We start from the raw sequence: 14945 nt of genomic DNA on the forward strand, positions 1-14945 counted from the left end.
CTTTATGCCGACTTTATCACTCGTAATGATTGCCAAAAATGAATCTGCTACGTTAGCCCGGTGTTTGGATAGTGTTGTACCTCTAGTGGATGAAATTATTTTGGTGGATACCGGATCCACTGATAATACAAAGGAGATTGCTTTGTCCTATCAGGCCAGAGTGTTCGATTTTGAATGGAATCAAAATTTTGCGGAAGCAAGAAACTATGCATTAGAGAGATCAACCTCGGATTGGAACCTGGTGCTTGATGCGGACGAATACATTTCCAACGATTGCGGCCAAGCGATACGCCAGTTTATGGATGGCGGCCAAGCGATCGGAAGGGTCAAAAGAATCGATAAATATCAGGATAAGAATGGGGTCGCTTACGCTCAATGTTTTATTTCTCGATTGTTTCCCCGGGGATTGTACTATAAAGGTCGTATACATGAACAGGTCCAGTCCGACTTACCTCGTGTGAAACTTTCCGTGGAAGTTCAACATGACGGTTACTATCAAAAGGTTAAATCAGGTAGGAATATTCCGATTTTACAGTTGGAAATTCAGGATCATCCAAATGATCCTTACTATCATTATCAAATTGCAAAGGAATATAAAGGCATCGATGATCACAATGCGGCTTATCTTCATTTGCAAGAGGCTTATAAACGGATAACCCGACAAGAAATGTACGCTCCTTATGTGATTGTTAATCTTCTGTATGAGATTTTAGCTACGGGTCATCTTGAGGAAGGACTCCAGTTAATCGAAAGAGAGAAAGAATTCCTTTGGGAATTCTCCGACTTTCATTTTGCCTCCGGTGTATTTTACTTGGATCTGATCATGAGCAATACAGCGAAATATATCAATTATTTGCCCCAAATCGAGCAGTCTTATTTAAGATGCTTGGAAATTGGAGAAACCGATCAATATGATAGTGTTATTGGTACCGGTAGTTTTGCGGCATTACATAACCTGGGCGTTTTTTATGAAGTTACGGGGAATAAAGAAAAGGCATCCACATGTTATAAAGAGGCGGCAATTTTAAACTATGAACCTTCAATGACCCGGTTGAATTTACTAATGAATTAAAAGAAATCATCGCAGAAAATAATAAGGAGCAGCCATATGGAAACAGTCAGTATCATAATTAGTCCCGACAATGCATTACCGGAACTAATAACGTGTGTCGATAGCATTCGGACGTTCATTAATGGAATTAAATATGAAATTATTGTTGTTGAACGCGGCGCCGATGAGGAAATTAGACAATGGCTAACAGAACAGAAAGATATTATTACACCCATAACGGATAAATGTTCCTCTCAAGCGCAATCCTGGAATAGTGGGTTAGAGGTTGCTTCAGGGGACTATGTTTTATTGTTGCATGCGGATACCATTTTAACACCTAATTTGTTACCGCGGCTTTTGCATAGTTTGGAGCTTTCACCACATTATGCCGGCGTAGGTCCTGTTTCGAATCAAGCCGGGGAGAACCAAACCATTCCTGTTAATTATGCGACTATAGATGAATTGTTGATTTTTGCGGATAAATTGGAAGATGGTGGACTGACACTCGAAGATACTCTTATCTTGTCCGACTTCTGCGTCTTATTAAAAAAATCCGTCATTGACCAACTTGGCGGATTTGATGAGAAAATCGAGGGTAGCTTGATTCTAGCGGACTTTTCTCTAAGACTAGTAGAAGTCAATTATAAGCTGGCGGTGAACCGGTCGGCTTTCGTACACCATGAGGACAGTTCGAAGCGAGAGGGGGAAGATGTCCCTTCAGCACTTTCTTTCTATAAAAAATGGGGTTTCCCGTGGTCTTATATGAATCCTCAAGCGAATATATTAACGGCACTGAATAATTATTCCACTGAAGATGCTCTTTCCGTGTTGGAAATTGGTAGCGGATGTGGCGCTACATTATTAAATTTACGGCAGCAATTTCCGCAAGCGCATATTCACGGCATTGAAAAATCGGAAAGGGCGCGGGGAATTGCTCGCCATCTTGTCGGCAACGAAGGTGCCGTATTCCTGCATAGTGATTTAACCGAGTTAGACAAAGACGGCTTTGATCTGGTTATTTTGCGGAATAATACGTCGAATATTGTTGAACTGGTAAACTTTTTGCAAAATATTATTCATTATGCAACTCCCACGGGTCAAGTTTTGGTTGATTTCCCCAATATTCGTAACCGTAATGTCATCCAAAAAATTCTTAGGGACGGGATATGGAGAGAGGGAATGAACTTTTGGAGTTTGTCCGAAATTTCAATCGCTTTCGAAGAAGCGGGATTCCAAGAACTGAATGTGGACTATGTTCTTAATCAAGAGACTAATGACGACTTCATTTTGAAGGAAAGCACGCTAAAATTGTCAGGCCACGAACTTCCCGAGGAATGGAACGTTTCGAATTTTATCATTAGTGCAACAAGAGAAGTGGTTCACCAGGGGATTCATGCTGCTTTTGATCATTTTATAGAAAATCCCGATGAAGCAGCGTTAAGTACCCTCTTGGAACAATACAGTATGGATCAAATTATATCTCTTTTTAGTCAATACAAGGAATCTGCAACCGAGCTTCTTAATACATTAGCCATGGCTAATTTTGAAAAGAATGTATTGGATGAGGTGCTTCCTTATTTAACTAAGGCGTATGAATTAAGCCCAAAGGATCCCAATACGTTATTTAATTTAGGAAGAATCATGCACTTTTTGGGAGAGCAGCAATCGGCAGTCGAATGGTTTAAGAAAATCCCCAACAAGAGCCCTGAGTTGAATCAGTGGATTCATGAAATTGAAACTAACTTAACCAAAAAGGTAGAGCAGCGCAAGAAGCTTAAATATTATCTTTTGAGGATCGAATATTATGTTGAGCCGGATCATAACATTGACCAGTTCTTTACTTTTGTACGAGACAATGGGATAAAATGCGATGAAGTTTTAGAGGTCGTTGAGTCCGAGATTGTTCATAAATCAAAGACTTTAACCCAAATAGCAAGAAGTTGCTATGCTTTCGAATTATATGACTGGATCATTCCCATGTATAAGAGATCCTTGGAGGAAAAACCAGACGATAGAGAAACTTTAGTCAGTTTTGGATTAAATCTGATAAAATTAAATGCCATAGAGGATGCGTATAAGGTTCTAATTCAAATTAGAGAGCCCAATAGAGAGATCAGTAACTTGATCTTTAAACTGGGAGAGGCACTGACATCTCAATCAAGATGATTTTATAGGAAATAAATGGGGGCTGAATGATGTCCGGTAATAATAATGTTAAAGTCAGTGTTATTATCCCAGCGTATAATGTAGTCGAATATATCACCGATACGATTCGTTCGGTCACTCAAAGTACGATGAATGGAATTGAAATCATTGTCATCGATGATTATTCCATGGATGGAACTTATGAAATACTTCAGAAATTAGCTGAAATTCATTCTATGATTGTTTTGGTACGAAATCCTCAGAATAATGGAGTAGCTGCAGCTAGAAATAAAGGGTTGGAAATCGCAAGAGGAGAATACGTTTTCTTTTTGGATGGCGATGATTTGATCGAGCCGGCAGCGCTGGGGAAAATGTATGTCTCAGCTATTCGAACCCAAGCGGATATCGTAACGGGAACTTATAATAACCTGACTAGCCATGGAAATGCCGTAGCGGAATTATTTATTAAATACCCAACTCTATCGGTAGGGGGGACTAAACGAATTACAGACTATCCGGAATTTTTTAACTTTTTCTTTTGTTGGGGGAAGCTCTACAAAAGAGAGCTAATCAACAAAGTTAGATTTAATGAAAGGATAGCGATTGGAGAAGATATACCAATTGCAATATATACTTATATCAACTCAAAGAGTATCTATACATTGCCGGAGACTGTATATTTTTACAGATCAAGAGACGGTGTTTCAAGATCGCTGACCCAATCCATGTCTCCGGACATCACCCTTCAGAACTCTTTGATGATGTGGTCCGATATCCAATCCTTTTTTGCTGAACTGGATGAAGAGGAAAAGGACCAATTGGAAACGTACTTTACCAATATGTTTATCTTCGATGAATGGGTCCATTTAAGCCGGGCCATTCTTTCCGATCATAAAGCGGTTCGTTTTGCAGGACTGAATGCCTTTGATTCCTGGGTAACCTCTTTGGATATTACTTTGTTTCTTAAATGCATAAATAATTTATACAACGTGATGTATTACATTGATCGAATGTTAGACGTATTGGATGAAGAGACAAGACAAAGATGTCTCCGATTAATAAACACCATAAAAAATAAACTGAATCAGTGCCCTGTACCCGAAGAAGATACCAACTCACAACAATTCAGTCTCAAAGATAACGTTACAATCCGTGTCTTTAAAGATGACTTTATTGGAAGAATCATTGGGGAGAACCGTGATTATTATGAGAGAGAAGATCTTGATAAATTTCTAAAACATATCCCGGAAGCCAGCGTGATATATGATATAGGGGCAAACATAGGAAACCATTCATTATATTTTTCCAAGTATGCCAAACCACAAAAAATATATGCTTTTGAACCAATAAAGGAAGTAAAGGAATTATTAGCTGCCAACTTGAGGGATAATCAATTTTTCAATGTTGAAATTATTGAAGCTGCTGTATCAGACATAAATACGCAAGGGGAAATGAGTATTTTTGATGGAAATATAGGAGCGTCTCATCTCTTGTATAGTGAAACAGGTGCTACGACTGTTGTTAAAATTGACGATTTAAACTTACTTCCCCCCCAATTTGTAAAAATAGACGTTGATAATTTAGAGCTCGAGGTAATTAATGGCATGAAGCAAACTTTGCTTGATCATCGCCCAATATTATGGCTAGAAATTAGAGATAGCTCATTAGTAAGAGTTAACCGATTGCTTAATCAACTAAATTATGAAATCGTCGACCGCGCATTGTCGGGCTTCGATTACAGTAATTATATTTATGCGCCGAAAAATCTATAGGAAGTATTGTTTCGGTACGATTCGGTTTGGTTAATAATTAATAAGAGACCACTTTGAACTAACCACATGAATAATCCATTTCGACAAGGATTTACATTATTTTTACAGTAAAACCTATTCCTTGGTAATTGACACTGGAGAACTTTGGGTGGTATAGTCAGAAATGTGGAGGCTTGGTTACAAGGCTACACTCTTATTTGATAATGAAGGGAATGTTAGTGCATGCAAGGTAAAGTTAAATGGTTTAACGCAGAGAAGGGTTATGGCTTCATCGAAACTGAAGAAGGCGGCGACGTATTCGTACACTTCTCCGCAATTCAATCTGAAGGTTTCAAGACTTTGGAAGAAGGGCAATCCGTCGAGTTCGAAATCGTTGAAGGCGCACGTGGACCGCAAGCAGCTAACGTAATCAAATTATAATCATCCGGCACAGCCGACCTACATATAACGGTACGATGGTTAAGAATTGAAGATTCGCTAGCAACAGACCCTGGGATAAATCCCGGGGTCTTTATTTATTCCCAACAGTAATCAGGTAACGGTTTACAACCGATAAATTTTATAAGCCGTTTTATTGGCAAATAAATTTATAGCAACGGGGGATAATGTGAGTAACGAAATTGTAACGATATTTGACTTTCCAATTCGAGATATAAACGATCCTGTTTTTTTGAGCGAGTTGGTGCAGACCATTTTGAAGACAAAAGTTCTTGCCGAGGATTTACCAGAGCTTATTTTGCGATCTTACGGCCAATTGGCGACTGTAAATGAACTGCTCAATAATTTGGCAATCTATTTCTGGCAGTCCCAAAATTACGATTATGTAATCCCGTTGTTAAACAGCTCACTAGAGCTAGCGCCAAATTACGCGGATGCTCTGTATAATATGGGTTATATTTTACATCAATTAGGCGAGGATAGACTTTCACTGGATTATTTAAACCAAATTTATCACAAAACAAACGAGGCAACGGATTTAGTTCATGAGATTAACGATAAGCTGGATTCGGGGCCAGCCTTTTTAAAGGAATACTCAGTCCAAATGCTGCAAGAGCCAGGGGTGAAATTCCCCGTTTACGTAAGACTGGGAACATCCGATCCGACAGTGTATAAGCAAATCTTCCAGGGGCGCGATTATATTTTTCCACTTTCCTTTTCTCCAAAGCTTATTATTGATGGAGGAGCCAACGTTGGGTATGGTAGTGTATTATTCGCCAACGCCTACCCGGAAGCGCAAATCGTTGCAATAGAACCGGAAGCATCTAATTATGAAGTACTGCAGTATAATACGGCGCCTTATAAACATATCACCACAGTAAATTCCGGATTATGGAATAAAGACACGCATCTCAAGGTAAAGGATAATGGTTTGGACAAATGGGGAGCAATGGTTGAAGAGACTAGTGAATCGGATCCGGATGCTTTTAAAGCCGTCACCATCTCTTCGTTAATGGCAAACTATGTTGGGCAGGAAATTGATATTCTAAAGCTGGATATTGAGGGGGCCGAAAGAGAGCTTTTCACTTCGGATTATGAGGAATGGCTCAGTAAGGTAAAGGTTCTGATAATTGAATTGCATGATGTTATGAAGCCAGGTTGTAGCAAAGCCTTTTATAATGCCGTATCTAATTATAATTTTGTAACATTCATTAGAGGGGAGAATCTTGTTTTATTCAGAGAAGAAGTGTATTTTGGCAGAAAATAAGCTGTTAGGGCGCCCTTAACCTCCCGTTTACAATTTTTACTTTGGGCTAACACCTGTGGTATAATGAAGGTGCAAAGCAAAGGAGGAGTGCCCTATGAATTATAGTATTCGTGGACAGCAAATTGAAGTGACTGAGGCCTTGAGAGAATACGTAGACAAGAAGCTCAGCCGGCTTGACAAGTACTTTGATGCACCCCTTACCTCAGATGGTTACGTCACCTTGAGTGTCGTACGAGGCTTGCACGTGGTGGAGGTCACCATTCCTCTTACCGGCGTTGTGCTTCGAGCGGAGGATCGCAGTGACGACATGTATGCGTCGATCGATGCGGTCGCGGACAAGCTGGAACGTCAAATCCGCAAGCACAAAACAAAGATTAACCGTAAATTTCGCCAGGAAGGCAGCTTGAAAACTTTGTTCGTCGAAGACCCGGCCGCAAACGGTACCGTGGCTACGCTGGATGAGACGGACACCGACGAGGAGATGGAGCTGGTCCGCACCAAACGGTTTAACTTCAAACCGATGGATGTGGAGGAAGCGATCCTGCAAATGAACATGGTCGGCCACAATTTCTTTGTTTTCGCCAATATCGACACGGAGGAAATCAGCGTAGTCTATAAGCGGAACGACGGGAAATACGGGCTGATCGAGAAAGCATAAGCGAGAGAGATACCGGCCGCTTGTGAAGATTGTTTGAATGAGTGTGGTAATTGTTGCATGGCAGTTAAAGGAACGAGCCTTTATCCGCGCGCGGATAGGGCTCTTTATTCGTATAGAAGACGGTTTGGCGGGAATGCGGGCAGTGACGGCGCTTGTTGCGGCATCCCTTACAAACTGTTACAATTTAGGCAAATCATCTGTTTATGCGTGAAAGGGGTAAACCATGCTGGGATTAGTAAAAAAGATTTTTGGCGACACGAACGAACGTGATGTCAAACGTCTTATGAAGACGGTAGATTATATTAATTCATTGGAACCGCAATTTGAAGCCCTTTCGGATGAGCAATTGAAAGCGAAAACCGCCGAGTTCCGGGAACGGATCGAGAATGGCGCAACGCTGGACGAGCTCTTGCCGGAGGCTTTTGCCACTGTTAGAGAAGCATCCAAACGGACGCTGGGCATGCGCCATTTTGACGTGCAGCTCGTCGGCGGGATGGCCCTGCACGAAGGCAAGATTGCCGAAATGAAAACCGGTGAAGGTAAAACCCTGGTCGGGACCCTGCCGGTTTATTTGAATGCGCTCCTCGGCAAAGGCGTGCACGTCGTTACGGTCAACGATTATTTGGCGCAGCGCGACAGCGACCAAATGGGACAGATTTACAATTTCCTCGGGATGACCGTCGGGGTCAACCTGAATGGCATGGAGCATCATGACAAGCAGGAAGCTTATGCCTGCGATATTACGTACGGCACGAACAACGAGTTCGGGTTTGACTATCTCCGCGACAATATGGTGCTGTACAAAGAACAAATGGTACAACGCCCGCTCTATTTCTGTATTATTGACGAAGTGGACTCCATCCTCATTGACGAAGCGCGTACCCCGCTGATCATTTCCGGACAAGCTCAGAAATCGACCCAGCTGTATTACGCGGCCGACCGCTTCGTGAAGACGCTGAAGCCCGAAGAAGATTACACCGTGGATATTAAAGTTAAAGCGGTTTCCCTGACCGAAAAAGGGGTTTCCAAAGCCGAGAGAGCGTTCGGCATCGAAAACCTGTACGATCACAAGCACATTTTGCTGAACCACCATGTCGTTCAAGCGCTTAAGGCGAACGTGATTATGCGCCGGGACGTAGATTATGTGGTAACGGAAGACGAAGTGCTGATCGTCGACGAATTTACGGGCCGGATTATGCAAGGCCGCCGCTATAGCGACGGATTGCACCAGGCGATCGAAGCCAAGGAAGGCATCGAGGTTCAGAACGAGAGTATGACTCTGGCCACGATCACCTTCCAGAACTACTTCCGCATGTACCGCAAGCTGGCCGGGATGACCGGTACGGCGAAGACGGAGGAAGAGGAATTCAAGAAGATCTATGGGCTGGAAGTGCTTCAGGTGCCGACCAATCGTCCGAACCAGCGCCAGGATTTCCCGGATGTCGTTTACAAGAGCGAGGAAGGAAAGTTCAAGGCGGTTGTGGATGAAATCGTCAATCGCCATAAGCTGAAGCAGCCGGTTCTGGTCGGTACGGTATCGATCGAGAACTCCGAACGAGTGTCGGAAATGCTGAAGCGCAAAGGCGTGCAGCATAAAGTGCTCAACGCGAAGTATCATGCCGAAGAGGCCGAAATCATCTCCCGCGCCGGTGAGCCGGGGGCCGTGACGATCGCCACCAACATGGCGGGTCGCGGTACCGATATTTTGCTCGGCAATGGTGTACCGGATTTGGGCGGTTTGCATATCATCGGTACGGAGCGGCACGAATCCCGCCGAATCGATAACCAGCTGCGCGGCCGCGCCGGGCGTCAAGGCGACCCGGGTTCGACCCAGTTCTATCTGTCACTCGGCGACGAACTGATGAAGCGTTTCGGCGCCGACAACGTTCTGAATATGATGGACCGCCTCGGGTTTGAAGAAGATCAGCCGATCGAGAGCAAAATGATCACCCGCGCGGTCGAATCCGCCCAAAAACGGGTGGAAGGCAACAACTTCGACATGCGTAAAGTCGTTCTGCAATATGACGATGTCATGAACCAGCAGCGTGAAGTAATTTACAAGCAGCGCCGCGAATTGCTGGAATCGGAAAATATCAAACAGATCATCATCGATATGATCAAGCCGGTTATCGAGCGCGTGGTCGAAGCGCATACCGCCGACGAGATCCCGGAAAACTGGGAACTCCAGGAAGTCGCCGACTATGTCAACAGCAAGCTGCTCGACGAAGGTGCCGTGACCAAGGACGACCTGTGGGGCAAAGAGCCGAACGAGATCGTGGATTTTATTTTCGAAAAGGTTATGGTAAAATATGATGCGCGTGAAGAAGCGATGGGCCCTGAAATGGTCCGCGAATTCGAGAAAGTCATCGCCCTTCGCGCGGTCGACAGCAAATGGATGGATCATATCGACGCGATGGACCAATTGCGTCAAGGGATTCACCTCCGGGCCTACGGCGGCACCGATCCGCTGCGCGAATATCAATTCGAAGGCTTTGAAATGTTCAATCAAATGATTGCCAGCATTCAGGAAGAAGTCGCCACGTATATCATGAAAGCCAGAGTGGAAAGCAACCAGGAGCGTCAAGCCGTCGTCGACGAGAGCAAAATCTCCACGAGCGGCGAACCGGCCGAGAAGCGTCCGGTCCATCGCGGTGAGCAAATCGGGCGCAACGACCCTTGTCCTTGCGGCAGCGGCAAGAAATACAAGCACTGCCATGGGCAAAACGCCTAAACCTGGTCAGCCGGAATTTAAAAATCAAAGCGGGGGGCCTTCATGGATGGCATCCCCGTTTCTTCTGTCATACTATTTACCTAGAGAGGTGGTTTTACAGCATGATCGATCCGAACGTCAAACATGATATGCGGGAAATAGCCCAAAAATTAATCAACCTTAGGGGGTCTCTTTGACTTGGACCTAAAACAGGAAATGATTGCCAACTATGAGGAAAAGATGGCCGCGCCCGATTTTTGGGATGACAACGACAAGGCGCAGAGCCTCATTGCCGAGATGAATGCCGTCAAATCCTCGGTGGATCAGTACAATGCCTTGCAGCAGGAGTACGACGACGCCGAGATGATGGCGGAGCTGGCCGAGGAGGAAGGCGACGAGTCCCTTGCCGGGGAAATCGGCGCATCGGTGGCTGCGCTCGTCAAGAAGCTGGAGGATTTCGAGCTGCAGTTGCTGCTGAACCAGCCTTACGACAAAATGAACGCGATCCTGGAGCTTCATCCGGGCGCGGGCGGCACCGAATCCCAGGACTGGGGCCAGATGCTGCTACGGATGTACACCCGCTGGGCGGAGAAACGCGGCTTCAAGGTGGAGACGCTCGACTACCTGCCCGGCGACGAGGCGGGCATCAAAAGCGTCACCCTGCTGATTAAGGGCTACAACGCTTACGGGTACCTGAAAGCTGAGAAGGGCGTCCACCGGCTGGTACGGATTTCGCCGTTCGACTCTTCGGGCCGCAGACATACGTCCTTCGTCTCCTGCGACGTCGTACCGGAAATTACCGACGACGTGGAGATCGACATCCGTACCGAGGATCTCAAGATCGACACGTACCGGGCGAGCGGCGCGGGCGGACAGCACATCAACACGACGGATTCGGCCGTGCGGATTACGCACTTGCCGACCGGGATCGTGGTGACGTGCCAGAACGAACGCTCGCAGATCAAGAACCGCGAACGCGCGATGACGATGCTCCGCTCCAAGCTCTACGAACGCAAGCTCGAAGAGCAGCAGAAGGAGATCGATGAGATTCGCGGCGAGCAGTCCGACATCGCCTGGGGCAGCCAGATCCGCTCTTACGTATTCCACCCGTACAGCATGGTCAAAGACCATCGCACCTCGGTGGAGACCGGGAATGTCGGCGCCGTGATGGACGGCGACCTCGATGCGTTTATCGACGGGTACCTGCGGAGCCAGATCAAGACCGAAGCGTAAGTAAAATAGAACCCATTCCTACACCGCGGAATTCCGGACGTAACAGGAGCTAAAGGCTTCTTATACGCCGGATGCATCCGACTGGTGTAGGAATTTTTTTGAATCAGTAAGGAGGGGCTAGCGGTGCCGACCAAAACCCGCAAACGCAGATTGAATGAAATGATTCCTGTCACCGGCCCGGTCCGGACCACGATCGACACGCTGATGATCTCGTCGGTTCGTTCATTACCGCGCTGGCTTTTAACTTGTTTCTGGTGCCGAACCATATCGCCTCGGGCGGAGTGTCCGGTCTGTCCGTCATTACGCAGTCGCTGTTCGGTATTGAACCGGCCTATACGCAGTGGGCCTTAAACATACCGCTGTTTATTGCGGGATTTTGGCTGCTTGGCCGGAATTACGCCATCCGTTCCCTGCTGGGAACCGTCATACTTCCGTTATTCGTGTTTCTAACCAAGGATTTTCCGGTTCCGACTACGGACCCGCTGCTCGCATCGCTGTACGGCGGGATCGGCGTCGGCCTGGGGCTCGGCATTGTTTTCCGGGGCCGGGGCTCCACGGGGGGGTTGTCCACGCTGGCCCAGATCATCCAGAAATACAGCGGGCTGAGCCTTTCCGTCTGTGTCGTGCTGATGGACGGAACGGTAATCGCGCTCGCGGGCTTTACCTTGTCTATGGAAAAAGCGCTCTACGCACTGATCGGTTTGTACATAACCGGCAAGATCATTGACATGATTGAGCTCGGCTTCAACTATACGAAGGTGGCCTATATCATCGCGGAAAATACCGAGGCCATTTCGCAGGCGGTATTGTCCGAGCTGGACAGAGGCCTGACCAAGCTGAGCGCTCGGGGCGGCTATACGGGGGATGACCGAACCGTACTGATGGTCGTCGTCGGGCAGAGCGAAGTGACCCGTCTCAAGACGCTGGTACGGACGCTGGAGCCCTCGGCGTTTGTCGTGATCACGAATGCCCATGAGGCGCTGGGCGAAGGTTTCAAGAAAAGCTGAGCATTATACGATTTATCGGCCCGTTTCTAAAGCCGTCCGCTACCCGGACGTCCGGAAGCGGGTGTTTCTTTTTTTCAGCAAGCGCTAAGGATACATTCAGTTATCGCTAAGGCCTGTTTAAGGTTTGGACTTTATGATGGGGAAGAGTCAAATCCAAATACAGGTGGAAGAACAGGAGAACGGATAGATTATGAACCATTTCACAAAGCTTGCTTCTGTAAGCATTATAGCTCTGCTCTTACTGAGCGCATGCGGCTCCAATGAAGCCGCGGTCTCATCGAATGCCGGTAATGGCGGCCAAGCTGCGGCGGATGCAGGCACGGACACGAGCACAAATACAGAGACGAGCCAGGCGTCGGCTGATGACGCGGCTCAAGGTCCGGGCCAGGGGATGGACGAAGGGCAAATGAAGATGATGCGCACCTTCTCTTCCCTCCTGCGAATGGATGAGCAAGAAGGGCTGGGGATTACGAAGGTGCAGGCGGAATCGATGCTGCCGATCGTGCAGGAAGCGGTGACGGCGAACGAGCTGACTGAAGAAAGTGACGCAAGCCTGACCGCGCTGCTCACCGAGGAGCAGCAGGCCTTCTTGACGGAGGCGGCTGAGCAGATGCCCGGCGGTCAGGGTGGAGATCGCCCCAATCGGGGTGAGGGCGGTCCAGGAGGCGCTCCGGAAGGCGGAGAAGGCCAAGCCCCGGAGGGCGGCGAAGTGCAGCCGCCTGACGCGGCTGAGGCTGGCGAGCGACCCGAGGGCGCTCCCGAAGCAGGCGGCCCCGGCGGCGGCTTCGCCAATATGGGCGACCGGCTGATCGAGCTGCTGCAAGCGAAAATAGACGGAACGGAGTAATGCGACCGTATCACGAACAACAAGGGCAAGCGCCATAGGCAGGCGCTTGCCCTTGTTGTTTTTTTAATACTTACATCAGTACTTCCTCGGAATTTCCAGCATCAAAAGAGTAGTCCTCGTATATACTCGTTACGATCCACTGGTCGTTTTCGTAGGTCAATTGGAACGTTTCGTTGGAAACGATGTCCTCCGTCATGGTGTTCGTCGAATCGGCATTATCGGTCACTGTTTGAGTATAGTGCACTTGAATGCTCGCATTGGCTCTGTAATCATCGCCCCAGCCGGTAAATTCGATACTGTCCATGTCGAAGATAATCTTGGTCAGTTTTCCGCTGTAGGTTAAATTACTGTTTTTCATTTCTTGAATGATGGGGGCAACTTCACCCTCGGCCGCATTGGACACATGGGTCATTGCCGAGGTGTCCTGGGTATTCAACGCGTTTAAAAATTCCTGATAAAAGGTCTGGACGGCCGTCTGAATCGAATCCCGGAATTGGTCGTTCTCGGGGGCGATATCGATTTGCATGTCCTCGGAATCGATCGGGAGCTCTTCGCTTTTAACTGTACCCCAAGGGAATTCCTTCTGCACATATGCCTTGCTGCTGCCGTCCAGCAAAATCGGCCCGATCCCCTCATAATCGCTCGTCGTCAATCCGGTATCCTCGCCGTCAATGTAAATAGCGGCTTCATCGTAATTCGAGCTGACATAAACCGTTTCGCCCTCCAAATCGAGATTGACGTCATAGTACTCAAGCGGATTTGACAAGGTCAAGGTCTCTTCCTTTGCCAGGGAGGCGTATTTGCCGTCGAATTGGGCCTTGATTGTGGCTTTTCCCGGCATCAGCGGGCCGATTTCATCATAAGAAAACTCTTCGTCGGTAGTGAAGAATTCCTTGCCGTTGACCAGGATTTTGGTATCCGGGTAGGTGGTGCTGACATTGGCATAACAAGGAACAACAACCAGTTCATAATCGGCTTTCAAAAAAGACTGTTTGGCCGCTTTTTTCACTTGGATGATGGACTCTGCGTACACATCGGCGACCCGGGCCCCGTTCTCTTTCTTGTGCATTTCGATTTGGGCTTCGATCTCATCGACGACCTGCGCTCGCAGCAGCTCATCCTCACGCAATAAATCGAGAAGCGGCCGGACCGTCTCTTTATTCACAACCAGCTTTTGTTCTCCCGGCTTCAACATGGAGGCCAGGACCTGGGCATCGCCGGCTTCGACCGCTTTTTCAAACTTGTCGGCCAATTGGCCGCTGCCGCCCAATAACGTACTGATGAAGAACAGGCCAATAAGGACCAGCAAGGCTGCGGCGGCGACGGAGATGACCGGCCACTTATGGCGCTGAATCCACCGTAAGAACGCCCCTTGCTCTTTAGTTCCCGTAGCGGCAGGCTGCGCCGGAGCGGGCTGCATGGTGGGAACGGGTTGGGATACCGGCCCGTTTGGCGGATTGGGGCTTGCCGTTTCTAGAGCCGGTACGGATGTTTCGGGGCTTGCTGGCAGTTCGGAAGTCGGCCCTGATACCGGCGGATCGGTCATCATGTCCGATACCGGTTCGGGCTCTTGCTCCTTAACCGGCAGATCGGCAACCGGTTCCGGTGCTTGCCCGCCGGAAGGCGGCTCTGCTATCTGCCCGGACTCGGGCACAGACACGGGAACCGGCTCGTTCGCGGCCTCCGCATTCTTTTCCACGTCCGGCTTCGGTTCAATACGGGTCCCGCATTCCGAGCAAAACTTTACATTGCTCTCCAGCTTGGCCCCGCATTCACTGCAATACTTCATTGGCTTAACGCTCCTTCCGTTCGTTCCC

The 14945-nt window shown here is 47.6% G+C and carries 10 protein-coding genes and 1 pseudogene; 10 read left to right on the forward strand and 1 reads right to left on the reverse strand.

Features of this window, described 5'->3' with window-relative positions; genetic code table 11:
* Nucleotides 1-4 precede the first annotated feature (4 nt).
* The 10 genes and pseudogenes from V3851_RS19915 (at nt 5) to V3851_RS19960 (ending at nt 13128) form a co-directional block, all read left to right on the forward strand.
* The gene (locus V3851_RS19915) at nt 5-1072 is read left to right on the forward strand and encodes a glycosyltransferase family 2 protein (RefSeq protein ID WP_331848315.1); all 1068 of its coding nucleotides are present in this window, start codon (nt 5-7) and stop codon (nt 1070-1072) included.
* Nucleotides 1073-1108: 36 nt separating this feature from the next.
* Nucleotides 1109-3217, forward strand: coding sequence for a glycosyltransferase (locus tag V3851_RS19920; protein ID WP_331848316.1), 2109 nt, complete (start codon nt 1109-1111; stop codon nt 3215-3217).
* 29 nt (nt 3218-3246) lie between these two features.
* The gene (locus V3851_RS19925) at nt 3247-4968 is read left to right on the forward strand and encodes an FkbM family methyltransferase (protein ID WP_331848317.1); all 1722 of its coding nucleotides are present in this window, start codon (nt 3247-3249) and stop codon (nt 4966-4968) included.
* A gap of 222 nt (nt 4969-5190) precedes the next feature.
* Nucleotides 5191-5388: a cold-shock protein gene (locus tag V3851_RS19930; RefSeq protein ID WP_007132290.1), complete on the forward strand. Its 198-nt coding sequence runs from the start codon at nt 5191-5193 to the stop codon at nt 5386-5388.
* A gap of 187 nt (nt 5389-5575) precedes the next feature.
* Nucleotides 5576-6673 (forward strand): FkbM family methyltransferase, encoded by a 1098-nt coding sequence (locus V3851_RS19935; protein ID WP_331848318.1) that lies wholly within the window; start codon nt 5576-5578, stop codon nt 6671-6673.
* Between the two features lie 94 nt (nt 6674-6767).
* On the forward strand, nt 6768-7331 hold the full coding sequence (gene hpf / locus V3851_RS19940; RefSeq protein ID WP_331848319.1) for a ribosome hibernation-promoting factor, HPF/YfiA family: 564 nt from the start codon (nt 6768-6770) through the stop codon (nt 7329-7331).
* Nucleotides 7332-7554: 223 nt separating this feature from the next.
* Entirely contained in the window at nt 7555-10062 is a 2508-nt protein-coding gene (secA, locus tag V3851_RS19945; protein ID WP_331848320.1) for a preprotein translocase subunit SecA, read from the forward strand.
* 101 nt (nt 10063-10163) lie between these two features.
* A protein-coding gene (gene prfB / locus V3851_RS19950; protein ID WP_331848321.1) for a peptide chain release factor 2 occupies nt 10164-11274 on the forward strand; the annotation gives its coding sequence in 2 pieces (ribosomal slippage) (nt 10164-10235 and nt 10237-11274; 1110 coding nt in all).
* A gap of 159 nt (nt 11275-11433) precedes the next feature.
* Nucleotides 11434-12281, forward strand: a pseudogene (locus V3851_RS19955) (YitT family protein).
* Nucleotides 12282-12471: 190 nt separating this feature from the next.
* Entirely contained in the window at nt 12472-13128 is a 657-nt protein-coding gene (locus tag V3851_RS19960; RefSeq protein ID WP_331848322.1) for a hypothetical protein, read from the forward strand.
* Between the two features lie 70 nt (nt 13129-13198).
* On the opposite strand, the gene V3851_RS19965 is transcribed toward V3851_RS19960, so the two are convergent.
* Entirely contained in the window at nt 13199-14917 is a 1719-nt protein-coding gene (locus tag V3851_RS19965; RefSeq protein WP_331848323.1) for a zinc ribbon domain-containing protein, read from the reverse strand.
* Nucleotides 14918-14945 lie beyond the last annotated feature (28 nt).

Origin of the sequence: Paenibacillus haidiansis, assembly GCF_036553665.1 — a bacterium.
GTDB lineage: Bacteria > Bacillota > Bacilli > Paenibacillales > Paenibacillaceae > Fontibacillus > Fontibacillus haidiansis.

Coding starts and splice junctions, on each gene's coding strand:
- V3851_RS19915 (WP_331848315.1), top strand. CDS start 5: ATGCCGACTTTATCACTCGTAATGATTGCCAAAAATGAATCTGCTACG.
- V3851_RS19920 (WP_331848316.1), top strand. CDS start 1,109: ATGGAAACAGTCAGTATCATAATTAGTCCCGACAATGCATTACCGGAA.
- V3851_RS19925 (WP_331848317.1), top strand. CDS start 3,247: ATGTCCGGTAATAATAATGTTAAAGTCAGTGTTATTATCCCAGCGTAT.
- V3851_RS19930 (WP_007132290.1), top strand. CDS start 5,191: ATGCAAGGTAAAGTTAAATGGTTTAACGCAGAGAAGGGTTATGGCTTC.
- hpf (WP_331848319.1), top strand. CDS start 6,768: ATGAATTATAGTATTCGTGGACAGCAAATTGAAGTGACTGAGGCCTTG.
- secA (WP_331848320.1), top strand. CDS start 7,555: ATGCTGGGATTAGTAAAAAAGATTTTTGGCGACACGAACGAACGTGAT.
- V3851_RS19960 (WP_331848322.1), top strand. CDS start 12,472: ATGAACCATTTCACAAAGCTTGCTTCTGTAAGCATTATAGCTCTGCTC.
- V3851_RS19965 (WP_331848323.1), bottom strand. CDS start 14,917: ATGAAGTATTGCAGTGAATGCGGGGCCAAGCTGGAGAGCAATGTAAAG.